At 45.6% G+C, this 13,698-nt stretch carries 14 protein-coding genes; all 14 read left to right on the top strand.

Annotation, left to right across the window (positions count from 1 at the left end):
* Positions 1-170: 170 nt before the first annotated feature.
* Complete coding sequence (locus B3S93_RS15010; RefSeq protein ID WP_292400836.1) at positions 171-1,004, top strand: flagellin; 834 nt, start codon at positions 171-173, stop codon at positions 1,002-1,004.
* 67 nt (positions 1,005-1,071) lie between these two features.
* Positions 1,072-1,473, top strand: coding sequence for a flagellar protein FlaG (locus B3S93_RS15005; protein ID WP_292356253.1), 402 nt, complete (start codon positions 1,072-1,074; stop codon positions 1,471-1,473).
* A 47-nt stretch (positions 1,474-1,520) separates the two neighbouring features.
* Positions 1,521-2,882, top strand: coding sequence for a flagellar filament capping protein FliD (gene fliD / locus B3S93_RS15000; RefSeq protein ID WP_292400834.1), 1,362 nt, complete (start codon positions 1,521-1,523; stop codon positions 2,880-2,882).
* Positions 2,883-2,911: 29 nt separating this feature from the next.
* Positions 2,912-3,301: a flagellar export chaperone FliS gene (gene fliS, locus B3S93_RS14995; protein WP_292356257.1), complete on the top strand. Its 390-nt coding sequence runs from the start codon at positions 2,912-2,914 to the stop codon at positions 3,299-3,301.
* Between the two features lie 6 nt (positions 3,302-3,307).
* A complete protein-coding gene (locus B3S93_RS14990) occupies positions 3,308-3,625 on the top strand; it encodes a flagellar protein FliT (protein ID WP_292749222.1) in 318 nt (105 codons plus the stop codon).
* A 140-nt stretch (positions 3,626-3,765) separates the two neighbouring features.
* Entirely contained in the window at positions 3,766-5,253 is a 1,488-nt protein-coding gene (locus B3S93_RS14985; protein ID WP_292356261.1) for a sigma-54 dependent transcriptional regulator, read from the top strand.
* 127 nt (positions 5,254-5,380) lie between these two features.
* Positions 5,381-6,568: a sensor histidine kinase gene (locus tag B3S93_RS14980; RefSeq protein ID WP_292400829.1), complete on the top strand. Its 1,188-nt coding sequence runs from the start codon at positions 5,381-5,383 to the stop codon at positions 6,566-6,568.
* Positions 6,565-7,950, top strand: a complete 1,386-nt coding sequence (locus tag B3S93_RS14975; RefSeq protein ID WP_292400827.1) for a sigma-54-dependent transcriptional regulator — start codon at positions 6,565-6,567, stop codon at positions 7,948-7,950. Before B3S93_RS14980 ends, B3S93_RS14975 begins: the two co-directional genes overlap by 4 nt.
* A gap of 42 nt (positions 7,951-7,992) precedes the next feature.
* Positions 7,993-8,325 (top strand): flagellar hook-basal body complex protein FliE, encoded by a 333-nt coding sequence (fliE, locus tag B3S93_RS14970; protein WP_292400824.1) that lies wholly within the window; start codon positions 7,993-7,995, stop codon positions 8,323-8,325.
* A gap of 29 nt (positions 8,326-8,354) precedes the next feature.
* A complete protein-coding gene (gene fliF / locus B3S93_RS14965) occupies positions 8,355-10,046 on the top strand; it encodes a flagellar basal-body MS-ring/collar protein FliF (protein ID WP_292400821.1) in 1,692 nt (563 codons plus the stop codon).
* A complete protein-coding gene (gene fliG, locus B3S93_RS14960) occupies positions 10,046-11,056 on the top strand; it encodes a flagellar motor switch protein FliG (protein WP_292400819.1) in 1,011 nt (336 codons plus the stop codon). Before fliF ends, fliG begins: the two co-directional genes overlap by 1 nt.
* Positions 11,043-11,729: a flagellar assembly protein FliH gene (locus B3S93_RS14955; RefSeq protein ID WP_292400816.1), complete on the top strand. Its 687-nt coding sequence runs from the start codon at positions 11,043-11,045 to the stop codon at positions 11,727-11,729. The genes fliG and B3S93_RS14955 overlap by 14 nt, the downstream gene beginning before the upstream one ends.
* The gene (fliI, locus tag B3S93_RS14950) at positions 11,716-13,134 is read left to right on the top strand and encodes a flagellar protein export ATPase FliI (RefSeq protein WP_292749217.1); all 1,419 of its coding nucleotides are present in this window, start codon (positions 11,716-11,718) and stop codon (positions 13,132-13,134) included. Before B3S93_RS14955 ends, fliI begins: the two co-directional genes overlap by 14 nt.
* 37 nt (positions 13,135-13,171) lie before the next feature.
* Positions 13,172-13,615 (top strand): flagellar export protein FliJ, encoded by a 444-nt coding sequence (gene fliJ, locus B3S93_RS14945; protein WP_292749214.1) that lies wholly within the window; start codon positions 13,172-13,174, stop codon positions 13,613-13,615.
* Positions 13,616-13,698: the final 83 nt, after the last annotated feature.

Genomic DNA, 13,698 nt, shown 5'->3' with positions numbered 1-13,698 from the left:
GTTCCTGGAAAGACATGCTTTGGGTGGATTCCGGTTTATTTGAAAAAAAGATTAAAGAAAAATAATCGCAGGTCGCTAAACATTTCGGAGGCGGTAAATACTGGGTTTTCCACAGTCTGTCCGCCATGTTTAGTGGGGCAAAATGCCCTTAAAAGCCTAGGAGAATTCTCATGGCGGTTATTGTTAACTCGAATCTGGCATCATTAAATGCACAGCGTAATCTTGAAGCATCACAAGGCAGTCTGAATCAATCACTGCAACGTTTATCATCTGGTCTGCGTATCAACAGCGCGAAAGACGATGCAGCCGGTTTGTTCATCGCTGAACAGCTGACTCGTGATATCCGTGGTACCAACCAAGCAGTTCGTAATGCATCTGATGGTATTTCCCTCGGTCAAACTGCTGAGGGTGCATTAGGTGAAATTGGTAATAACTTGCAACGTATCCGTGAGCTAGCGGTACAGTCTGCCAACGCCACAACAGGTAACCGTACAGGTATCCAGGCTGAGGTTAACCAGTTAACTCAAGAAATCTCACGTATTATTCAGACTACTGAATTTGCCGGTAATGGTCTACTGAGTGCTGCCAACTCATTGACATTCCAAGTCGGTGCAAGTGGTGCTGCAACAAATCAATTGTCGGTATCAACTGTTAGTATGACTGCTATTGCCGGCTATTCAGCTGATTTGGCGGCAACAGGTACAATTGACGTAAGTACTGCTGGTGCGGCTTCTGGAGCACTTGCTAACTTGAGTACCGCTCTGGATACTGTTAACCAATCACGTGCCACATACGGTGCTCTGCAAAATCGTTTTGAGGCGGTTATCTCTAACCTGCAAAACTATGCAGAAAACCTGACTGCAGCACGGAGCCGTATCCAAGATGCTGACTTTGCTGCTGAAACAGCTAACCTGACGCGTTCGCAAATTTTGCAACAGGCTGGTGTTTCAATCCTGGCGCAGGCAAATACCCTGCCTCAGACAGCACTTTCATTACTCGGATAAGTTACCGGGAGGCTTTCCCGGCAAATAGCCGGGAAACGCTTACCCGATACTCTTGGAGGATGAAGGAATGACTACCAACGATTTAACAGTTAAAACTGATTCGTTGTCATTACCAAATTCTGGCAATATTCAGCAGGGCAGTAATGTTCCTGCTGAAGTTGTTTCAGGGCTTGCTTCAACACAACGGGTTAATCCATTGGCTCAACCGAAGATGTTATCCAAACAGCTGGAAGCCACGGAGGAGCAATTAGCAGCGATTCAGGAGAGAGTGGTTGAGCTTAATAGCTACATGCAAAACTTGAATCGTTCTTTACAATTTTCAGTAGATGATAAAAGTGGCGATACGGTTATTAAAGTGATTGATTCTGAAACGGATGAATTAATCAGACAAATACCCGCTGAAGAGTTATTAGTCGTTCGTAGCTCTTTGGAAGAGTATCGCGGCATGTTGCTGGAGATGAGAGTTTGATTGGCGTGTAATTTGCTTAAAATTACACACTAATCGGGAGCGTTATCATGGCTACAATACAAGCACCAGGCATCGGGTCTGGCTTAGATGTAAACGATATTGTCACTAAGTTGATGGAGATTGAGCGTCAGCCTATCGACAACTTAACGTCAAAAAAGTCATTTATTAATGCTCAGATAAGTGCTTATGGCTCGCTAAAGAGTAAAGTCGCTGATTTCCAATCAGCAATGGCTAATCTTAATTCACCTGAGAAGTTTCAGGTATATCAAGCCACTAGTGGAAGTGAGTCTGTTTTTACCAGTTCAGTTTCAAATGGTGCTGTTGCTGGAAATTACGATATTGAAGTGGTCAGTCTGGCAGAAAGGGACAAAATTGCCACTCAAGCCTATACCGATTCCAATACGGTCGTGGGTGAAGGCACACTGAGTATCAGTATCGGAGCTGAGAGTTTTGATCTCACGATTGATAGTAGCAATAACACTTTGGCTGGTATACGTGATGCAATTAATGATGCAGCTGATAACACCGGTGTCTCTGCGACAATTGTTACGGGTGACGATGGTGCTCGTCTGGTTCTCTCTTCTAAAGAAACCGGAACAGATAATGCTCTGCGGATAAGTGTAACAGACAGTGATGGTGGCAATACTGATGAAGCTGGTCTATCTGCCTTAGCCTATAATCCAGAAGGCGGAGTGGAATTTCGGGCGGCCATTTCTTCCGCTCAAAATGCCCTTGTCCGGATAGACGGTTTTAATGTCAGTAGTAGCACCAATACAATTACGGGCGCTATTGATGGTGTGACTATCAATGCTGCTTCTATAGGCTCTTCAACGTTAAGTGTAACTCGGGATGATGAGAAAATTCTCGAATCTGTTGAAGCCTTTGCAGCTGCCTTCAATGCTTTACGAACGGAAATTAACAAGCAACGCGATGGACAGCTGGAAGCTGATAGCACTCTTTTATCGTTAGAACGGCAAATTTTTGATGTTTTAAATGCTGGTTCATCAATTGACGGTTCCTCTTTTAGTTATCTGATAGAAGCGGGTGTCTCAATCAATAAACAGGGCGTTATGGAGGTTGATTCGGATCGTATTACTGAAATTATGAATACCGATTTTGAATCTTTTACCAATTTATTTGCCTCAGAGAATGGTGGGTTTGCAGCAAAACTATCAACCCTTGCCAATGGTTGGTTAGCCAGCGATGGATTGATTGATGCCCGTGAAGACGGTCTGAAGACTCAAGTCGAGGGAATTGATGACCAGATTTTACGAATGGAAGATCGAATGATTTCTGTAGAAGCCAGAATCCGAGCTCAATTTACTGCGCTTGATACTCTGGTGAGCAGCCTTAATAATACGTCGAGCTTTTTAACGCAACAATTAGCTTCATTGAATAATAATAAGTAACACAGAGCGAAATTAGGATGATGCAAAACATGATCAATAAAAAAGCACTGGAAGGTTATGGTCGGGGAGCCGTAGAGTCAGAAGTTAACTTTGCCTCACCGCATCGTATTATTCAGATGTTAATGGAGGGGGCGCTATCTAAAATTGCTACCGCCAAGGGCTGTATCGACCGAAATGATATTGCTGAAAAAAGTCGGCAGATTACTTGGGGCATGAATATTATCCAAGGCTTACGAACCAGCCTTGATGCTCAAAAAGGTGGTGAAGTTGCTGCTAACCTGGATGCCTTGTACGAATATATGGGGCGACGTTTGCTTGAAGCAAATGTCAGTAATGATGTTGCAATTCTGGATGAAGTCAGCAGCCTTTTAATGGAAGTGAAAGCTGGTTGGGATAATATTCCGGCTGATTATCACTAATCATTTATGACACATTTCAGCGATAAACTTAACTCCCTGCACCAAGCGGTGCAACTTACTCAAAATATGCTGGCTATGGCTAAGCAGAAACAATGGAATGAATTGCCAGAAATTGATAAAAAAAGGCAAATACTGTTGCAGTCGATATTTCCTTTAGATGACGATTCTCCAGAAATTGAAAGTCAGGCGACAGTGCTGCAAACACTTATCGACACCAACAATGAACTGATTGCGCATTGCCAGGAAGGAAAACAATCTCTACAACTTCAAATGCGTAATGCAAAATTCACCCATAAAGCCGTAACGGCTTATCAATCCAATTAGTTAGCGCGCTTGTTTCTGAAAAAGTTCCCATTTACAGTGTCATTTTTTTGACAACTAACTGCAAAGTGCTTAACTTGAATTAACTAAATCCCTAACGTAATACCAGCAGGTTCAGAAAGAGCTTGCCTTCAGGAGCAGTTATGAATGCGTGTAATATCTTGGTGATAGATATTGACCCACAACGCCGAGAAACACTTTCCACGCTTATTGCGTTCGTAAATTGCCACGCTGTCGTGGTGAATGATATGGAAAACTGGTTTGATAGTGTTAATGATTTGAATGATATTGCTTTAGCGCTGGTTGGGGATTGTGGTGGTGTTAGCCCGACAAAACAGTTATTACGTGAGCTTATTAATCATGAAGCAAGGATCCCGGTTTTTACACTCGATTATCCAGAAGCTTTAATCAGAGAATTTCCCGGCTCTATCGGTAGCTTAAATTACCCCATCAAATACCTTCAGCTAAACAATGCAATCCAACAAGCTTCGGTTTACAGGAACCAGGCTGATAATCAAGCTGAAACAGAACCGTTATTTCGTTCGCTGGTGGGCAACAGTACAAAGATGAAACGGGTTCAAAAAATGATACATCAGGTTTCTGATTCAGAAGCCAATGTATTGATTTTAGGAGAATCTGGAACGGGTAAAGAGGTGGTTGCCCGCAACCTGCATTATTTTTCCTCACGTCGCGATAAACCTTTTGTACCGGTAAACTGCGGTGCTATTCCCGGTGAACTTCTGGAAAGCGAATTATTTGGCCATGAAAAGGGTGCGTTTACTGGCGCGATAACTGCCCGTAAAGGTCGTTTTGAAATGGCTGAAGGCGGAACACTGTTTCTTGATGAAATCGGTGATATGCCCCTGCCTATGCAAGTTAAGTTATTAAGAGTTTTACAGGAAAGAACCTTTGAACGCGTAGGCAGTAATAAAACTCAGAAAGCCAATGTCAGAGTGATTGCTGCAACTCATCGTAATCTCGAAACTCATATAGGTGATGGTCGCTTTAGAGAAGACCTGTTTTACCGCTTAAACGTTTTTCCTATTGAGATGCCTGCCTTACGCGAGCGGCCTGAAGACATTCCATTATTGATTCATGAGCTTATACAGCGAATAGAACATGAGAACCGGGGAGCTGTACGCTTTACTCCGACGGCCATCGCATCATTATGCCGCTATACCTGGCCCGGCAATGTTCGGGAACTGGCAAATGTGGTTGAAAGACTCGTCATTTTATATCCCTACGGCACGGTAGACTTTGATGACCTGCCAGAGAAATACCAGATTGAGGGTGAACCACTCCCGGAAGTTATTACATCGGCAATTGATTCCCAGCCACACTCACCCACTGCGCTTAAAGTATCCTCCAAAGCGAATGGTAGTGATGCTTCAGCTTCAGCGAATGGTTTTCAGCAATCTGATGATGCGCTGTTAAGTATGGATACCATACCTGAAGATGGCTTGGATTTAAGGGAACATCTGGCCAATCTGGAATATCTGCTGATCAAACAGGCCCTGGATGAAGCGGCTGGGGTTGTAGCTCATGCAGCCAGTAGATTAAAAATGCGCCGAACGACGTTAGTTGAAAAGATGCGAAAATACGGTATTCAACGGGATATTGAAATCAGCTGAAATAGCGCCTGAAATTTGACTCTGAAATAAAGTTATTTAATATAACATATTGAAAAATAAAGAATAAAAAATAGGGCATATATTTTGCTAACTCACTATTGGAAACCCTTTAGTGGAGCAAAATTAGATGAACCTCAAATGGCCTGAATCCTCACCTTACAGTGAAAATAAAGTTGCGTTAAAGGCAATACAACCAACAAAACGTAATGTGGTTGATATCGCTGAACATAAGCCTTTGTGGACACCACCGGTAAATTCCAAAAAAACATCCGCTTCAGAGAGCCGCATTGCAGATCGTCTCAGCAGTTTGCTTGCCGTCATTCCTGGTGGTGTTGTGGTCATTGATGGAATGGGTGTGGTTCAGGATTGTAACCAGGTAGCGATTAATTTATTAGGCGAACCGTTGACGGGTCAACGCTGGATTGATGTTATCAAACGTGCGTTCAAGCCCAGAGAAGATGATGGGCATGATGTTTCACTGGCAGATGGTCGACTGGTCCATATTTCAACCAGCCCGCTGGATAAAGAGCCTGGCCAGATTATTCTTTTGCAGGAAGTTACCGAAACTCGTCAGTTACAACGTAAGGTTGCACATCTGCAAAGATTATCGGCTATGGGTGAAATGGCCGCACGTCTGGCACATCAAATTCGTACCCCTTTATCATCGGCCACTTTATATCTGGCTCCGCTTCTTAAGCCTGAGACTGAACAAACTACACAATTAAAATTTGCCCGTCGTTTACATGACAGCCTGAGCCATATGGAACAGCTGGTTCGCAATATGTTGGCATTTTCACGGGGTGATATGAATAGCACTGCTCCGGTAAGTGTGAATGCATTAATTGATGAGCTGGTTCAGCAATTTGTGGCACAACCGGAAAGTGAATCGCTCAATGTTCATGTCATTAATCTGGTGAACGATGGTTATATTTATGGCTGTCAGCCAGCTTTGGTTAGTGCACTGAATAATTTACTCAACAATGCCCGGCAGGCCTGTGGGGAAACAGGAAAAATAACCATTCATGCTGATTATGCTGAAGAAGGTCAACAACAGTTTATTGAAATCAGTATTGAAGATAATGGTGCTGGCATCGCCGAAGCTGATTACGACAAGATTCTGCAGCCTTTCTATACCACGCGTTCTTCAGGAACCGGGTTAGGACTCGCTGTGGTGCAGTCTGTTGCCAGAGCTCACAAAGGTATGCTCTGGCTCGATAGCGAGCAGGGGGTAGGCAGCACGTTCTGTCTGCGATTGCCTGTTTACCGTCCATCTAATACCTCTCAGGAACAAATGCAAGCAGGAGTCAAATCATGAATCAGTCGATGATTATGGTAGTGGAAGATGATGCCAATTTACGTACCGCTTTATGCGACACGCTGGAACTTGCGGGCTATAAAGTTACGTCGACCGATCACGGGCAAAAGGCCTTGGATAAACTGGCTAATGAACCGATTGGCTTATTGCTCAGCGACTTGCAGATGCAACCGATGGATGGTCATACATTATTGAAAAAAGCCCGGGCGATGTTGCCTTCATTACCTGTTGTTCTGATGACGGCTTATGGTTCTGTACAAAGTGCGGTAGAAGCCATGCACGAAGGGGCTTGCGACTATTTAATGAAACCGTTTGAAGCTGATGATTTATTGCAGCGGGTACAACGCTACGTGCGAATACTGCCAGCCAGTGATGATATGGTCGCAGCAGCCAAATCATCAGTGGATTTACAGGCCTTGGCCAGACGTGTTGCTGAGACTGACGCAACCGTTCTGATAAATGGTGAAAGTGGTACGGGTAAAGAAGTGTTAGCACGCTTTATTCACCGGCATTCACCACGTCAGGACGGCCCTTTCATTGCCATTAACTGTGCGGCTATTCCGGAGTCCATGCTTGAAGCCACTCTGTTTGGTTACGAAAAAGGCGCGTTTACTGGGGCAGCTCAAGCCTATGCTGGTAAGTTTGAGCAGGCTAATCAAGGCACGATTTTGCTGGATGAAATTACCGAGATGGATATTTCATTGCAGGCCAAATTACTGCGCGTATTGCAAGAGCGCGAAGTGGAGCGTCTGGGGGGCAGAAAAACCCTCTCTCTTGATGTTCGTGTGCTGGCGACTACCAACCGCACTTTACGTGATGAAGTCAAAGCCGGCCGTTTCCGTGAGGATCTATTTTACCGATTGAATGTTTTTCCGTTGCAGTTATTGCCTTTGAGAGAAAGACCTCAGGATATCGTACCGCTTGCCGAGCAGTTACTCGAACGTCATTGCAAGCAAGGTGGACGGGTCGCTCCGCATTTCGACAGTGAAGCAAAAAGAAAACTGTCGCAACACAACTGGCCGGGAAATGTTCGGGAACTCGATAATGTTCTGCAACGGGCGTTGATTTTACAAACTGGCTCAATCATTAGCGCCGATGATTTGGCATATGAAGCTATATCGGGAGCTCAGCAAACCACAAATGAACTAAACGCGACACCTGTTACAGAGCAGAGTGAGACTGTTAGCCCCGTCGATAATGCAGATGATTTACGTAGTCACGAACAGCGTCATATTCTCGACATACTGGCAAAACATCGCGGTAGCCGCCGGGAGACAGCAAAAGAATTAGGCATCAGTGAACGCACCTTACGCTACAAAATCTCACGTTTTCGTGAACAGGGCATTGCCATTCCTGGAAAATTTGGCAAGAAGTCTGCATAAACAAACTCAGCCCAACAAGCAATACAAAGCGAGAATATAATCATGATAAAAGCTATTGATCCTAACCAGTTACTGACGCAGATGCGGGCCATGCAAACTCAGGCTAATCAGACCATGCCAATGCCAGCTGAGCAGAATTTATCCAGTGGCAGAGTTGATTTTGGTGATCTGATGAAAAATGCTGTGGATAAAGTAAATGAAACTCAACAAACAGCAGGTCAGTTACGAACAGCTTTTGAATTGGGTGATCCCAATGTCAATTTAACCGATGTCATGATTGCCTCCCAAAAATCCAGTGTGGCGTTTGAAGCCACGGTCCAGGTCCGCAATAAGCTGATTGAGGCTTATCAGGAAGTCATGAGAATGTCGATTTAATGGCGTTGGTTTAACTGAAGAGCCTGAATATGGAAAATGCACCTGCTACAAAAACGAACACATTTGCTGCCAACACTCCGTTGGCGGTTATGCAAAATAATATTTCCCGCCAACCCATAACCAAGCAGATCATGTTTTTATTGGCGATCGCAGCCAGTATTGCTGTTGGCGGTTACGTGTTTATGTGGTCACAAACACCTTCTTATCAGGTGTTATTTTCCGGCATGGAAGCTCAGGAATCCTCTGAAGTAGCCAATGTGCTGCAACAGATGCAAATTGATTATAAGTTAGACCCTACTACAGGGGCATTGTTGGTTCCGGCTTCAGAAGTTCAGGGATTACGCTTACGCCTGGCAGCTGAAGGTTTACCGCGCAGTAGTGCACAAGGCATGGAAATCCTCAGTCAGGAACAGGGGTTTGGCACCAGCCAGTTTATTGAGCAGGCTCGCTATCAGCGTGCAATGGAACAAGAGCTTGCCCGTTCAGTGAGTGAGTTACAGAACGTTCGCAGTGCCCGTGTGCATCTGGCTATTCCCAAGCAATCGGTATTTGTACGTGAACGTAAACCGCCTACGGCTTCAGTGGTCGTTAATCTTTATTCTGGACGAACATTAGAACGTGGCCATATATCGGCTATTACTCACATGGTCGCGGCCAGCATACCTAACATGAAAAGTTCAGATGTCACGGTAGTCGATCAGCGTGGCAATTTACTTAGCCAACCAGAACGGAGTAACAGTCTGGCATTAAGTGATTCCCAGCTAGAGTTTACGCAAAAACTTGAGCAATTATATATCAGTCGTATTGAGGATATTTTGACACCTATCGTTGGCATGAATGGCGTGCGTGCCCAAGTGGTGGCAGATGTCGATTTTACGGTAACCGAACAAACACAGGAAAGTTATAACCCGGATCTCGCGGCATTACGAAGTGAACAACTTGCTGAAGAAGAGCGCGTTGGGGGATTTGGACCTATGGGAGTGCCGGGGGCATTGGCTAATCAACCTCCTGGTGGTGGTGTCGCACCGGAACAAGCTGCTCAGGAAAACGCTGGAGAAGATGGAGAAACGACTACTGAGACGGTTACACCTGGCTCAAGTTCACGTCGCACCACCCGTAATTTTGAATTGGATCGCACCATCAGTCATAGCCGTCTGGCGCCTGGCGACATTCGTAAGCTGAGCGTTGCTGTATTGGTCGATGAACCGACCACCACCGACGCTGAAGGTAATGTTGTCACCACACCAATGAGCGACGCACAAATGGCGCGTATTAACACGCTTGTCATGGACGCAATTGGTTTCAATATGGCCCGAGGCGACAGCTTAAATGTTGTCAGCGCACCATTTGTAACTCCGATTGAGGCCGAGCCACTTCCAGGTATCCCACTGTGGGAACAACCATGGGTTTGGGACGTGGGTAAACAAGTCTTGGGTGCATTGGTCGTGTTATTCTTAATATTTGGTTTGATACGTCCAGCTTTCAGAGATTTGAATAAATCTCCTGATAAACAGTTAGCCAACCAGAGCGGTGAAAATGCCGAGGGAATGTCAGCAGAGCAAGTATTGGCAGCAAGTAGTAAAAACGGTGAGGATATTGCTAAACTGACGACTGGTTCTGAGCGTGTTGAACAGCATTTAACTAATATTCGCAGTTTAGTACAGCAGGACCCTGCGCTGGTTGCGCAGGTCGTAAAAAACTGGGCAGCGAGTGATGCATAATGGCCGAACAACCCCGTAAATTAACTGGTACTGAAAAAGCCGCAGTTTTTCTTCGCTCAATAGGTGAGGAAGATGCTGCGCAGGTGCTTAAGCATATGGGGCCGAAAGAAGTTCAGAAAATCGGTCAGGCCATGGCAACTTTGAACAATGTGACGCGTAGTGAGGTTGAAACTGTATTAGGCAGTTTTGTCACCACGGTGGAACAGGAAACTGGTCTGGGCATTGGCTCTCATGATTATGTACGGAAAATGCTGGTTGGTGCACTGGGTGAAGAACGTGCCGGTGGTTTGCTTGATCGGATTCTTTCCGGTGGCAATACCAATGGTCTGGAGCAGTTAAAATGGATGGATGCTCGTGCTATCTATGAAGTCATACGACTGGAACATCCCCAAATCGTCGCGATAGTCTGTTCGTTTCTCGATCCCGATCAAGCAGCTCAGGTGCTTGGTATGTTTCCAGAACGTGATCAGGCAGCGATTCTGCTGCGGGTGGCCACATTGGATGGTGTGCAGCCTGCGGCGCTGAATGAGCTGAATGAAATCCTGGAAAAACAATTCAGCGGTAATGCTGGCGGACAAACTGCCACCGTTGGCGGGCCTAAAACAGCTGCCGATATCCTTAACTTTGTTGAGGGTAGTCGTGAAGCAGCCATTATGGAAAAAATCAAAGAATCCGAACCGGATCTCGGTCAGAACATCGAAGATTTGATGTTTGTATTTGATAATCTGATTGATGTGGATGATCGTGGCATGCAAACATTAATGCGTGAAATTCAAACCGATCAGCTTCAGCTTGCCCTTAAAGGTGCTGATGAAAATCTCAAAGAGAAGTTTCTTAAAAATATGTCCCAGCGTGCAGCAGAGATGTTACGTGATGATCTTGAAGCGATGGGACCCGTGCGTATCAGTGATGTTGAGGCCGCGCAAAAATCCATTTTGTCTACCGCACGGATGTTATCCGATAAAGGTGATATTGCATTAGGTAGCGGTGGTGGTGATGACTTCATCTGATGATCTTTATACCACCCAACATGCTAACGTTTTATCCGCCGAAGAACTCGCCAATGCCTATGAGCGATGGGAAGTTCCTCGTGTGGTATCGGTGTCAGATGTTGAAGCTGAAAATACCAACCCTTTAACCGTTGAAGCATTGGAAGCCGTTCAGCAGGCAGCGCAGGAAGAAGGTTTTAAGCTGGGCTATGATGAAGGTTACCAGCAAGGTCATGAAGCAGGATTGAAAGCCGGGGAAGCCGATATTCTGCAACAGGCTCAACAATGGAAAGCCTTGATTGACAGTCTGAATAATCCGCTTAAGAGCATTGATTCAATTGTTGAACATGATTTACTGTCGATGATCAGTTTGCTGGTGCGGCAAATGGTTTATCACGAACTTCAGCAAAAACCTGAAATGGTTTTGACCGCTGTGCGCGAAGCGCTTGCAGTTTTACCCGTCAGTGATCGCCAGCTAAAAGTTTATCTGAACCCCGAAGATATGGAGCTGGTAAAAAACGGCTTGAAACTGGATGAAGATACCGGCTGGCAATGGTATGAGGATCCGCTGGTAAATCGTGGGGGAGCCAAGTTGGTGACGGCAGATACTACCATTGATGCCACCGTTGAAACCCGACTCAATAATTTGATTTCACGGTTATTAAGCCAAGACAACCATCATGAACCCAGCTGAATCGCCAAACCAATCAACCTCTTTGCATGACAGGTTGCAGCATCAGCTGGAGCGACTGACAGCAGATCATGAAACACCGATTACCGTTGAAGGACGATTGACCCGAATGGTCGGTCTGACGCTGGAGGCTGTTGGATTCCAGGCCTCCATTGGCAGTCGTTGCGAAATTCATGCTCCTGGCAGAGAACCTGTCGAAGCTGAAGTAGTAGGGTTTCATGATGAAACACTGTATTTAATGCCTACCGGCAATATTCGCGGCTTGGTTCCTAATGCCCGGGTCAGGCCAATCCGTAGTGATTCTCAGGTACCTGTTGGTAACGCTTTACTAGGCAGAATTGTCGACGGTGCCGGAAAACCGCTTGATGGACGTGGGCCGCTTAACGTAAAAGATAAAGTCCCTCTGCATGGGAAAACAGTAAATCCTTTATCCCGTGCACCGGTCAGACAACATCTTGATGTTGGTGTCCGGGCAATCAATACGTTAATGACGGTTGGTCGTGGTCAGAGGATGGGTCTGTTTGCCGGGAGTGGTGTCGGCAAAAGTGTGTTGCTGGGTATGATGACGCGTTTTACCGAAGCTGATGTCATCGTGGTGGGATTGATCGGTGAACGGGGACGTGAAGTTAAAGAATTTATTGAAGATATTCTAGGTGAAGAAGGCTTAAAGCGTGCCGTGGTCGTCGCATCACCAGCCGATCATTCACCCTTGATGCGGTTGCATGGCGCCATGCTGGCAACCAGTATTGCAGAATACTTTCGCGATCAGGGCAAGCAGGTTTTGTTGTTAATGGATTCACTGACACGTTTTGCCCAGGCGCAGCGTGAAATTGCCCTTGCAGTTGGTGAACCGCCAGCCACCAAAGGTTATCCTCCATCGGTTTTTTCGTTATTACCACAGCTTGTTGAACGTGCTGGCAGTGGTGAAGTTGGTGGTGGAGCAATAACCGCAATTTATACGGTGCTCACCGAAGGTGATGATCAACAGGATCCGGTGGCCGATGCAGCTCGTGCCATACTTGATGGACATATAGTGTTATCCAGGCAGTTAGCTGAAGCCGGGCATTATCCGGCGATTGATGTTGAAGCGTCGATCAGTCGTGTCATGCCGCAGGTTGTCGATGCCAAACAACTGCAGCTGGCCCAGCAATTCAAACGAATCTATTCTACTTACCGGCAGAATCAGGATTTAATTACCATTGGTGCCTATCAGGCAGGAAGCGATCAGCAAATTGATGAAGCCATTAATCGTTTTCCGGCGTTATCAGCAATGTTGAAACAGGACATGCATGTGGCGCATGATTGGAACAGTAGCCTGCAGTCATTGCAAAAACTGGCTTTTGGCCAGATGAGCAATTCACAGCAATTAAATGGACAATTGATGACAGCGGAGCAACGTAAATTCTAATTTTGGATAACACGACGGATTCGGGTGCTACAGCAATATGACACGGGCAAGCAAACTGATACCAGTAATTGAAATGGCCGGTCGTGAGACCGATAAAGCCATGCAGAGCCTGGTTCAGGCCAACAACGTGCTTGAGCAGGAAAAACATCAGCTTAATGATTTACTGCGTTATCGCGAAGAGTACCTGCAGCAATTTCGCCAAGGTGACGCTGTACAGATGAGTGCTCGCAAAGCAATTGACTTAAGATCATTTCTTGCACAGTTAGATAACGCTATTCGAATGCAACAGCGCCACGTCGAACAGTGTTTTATGCAGACCCAAAAACAACGTCAGCTTTGGCTGGAAGCCAAAAATAAACAACGATCTATCGAATCCCTCAAAGAACGCTATCAAAAAGAAGACGAGCAACGTCAGCATAAACTGGAGCAGCGACTGGCTGATGAACATACCGCTATGCTTTGGGCACGCAAACATAAATAAACCCTGGCATATGGCATAGTCTCTGCTTAGATTTGTTATGTGGTAATTTGCATATGACATTGGTTGTATAAACTCACAAGCGG

Origin of the sequence: Methylophaga sp. UBA3613 (genome assembly GCF_002375415.1) — a bacterium.
Taxonomy (GTDB): Bacteria; Pseudomonadota; Gammaproteobacteria; order Nitrosococcales; family Methylophagaceae; genus Methylophaga.
Note: the sequence above shows the minus strand (reverse complement) of the source record. Positions and strands in the feature narration are given on the sequence as shown.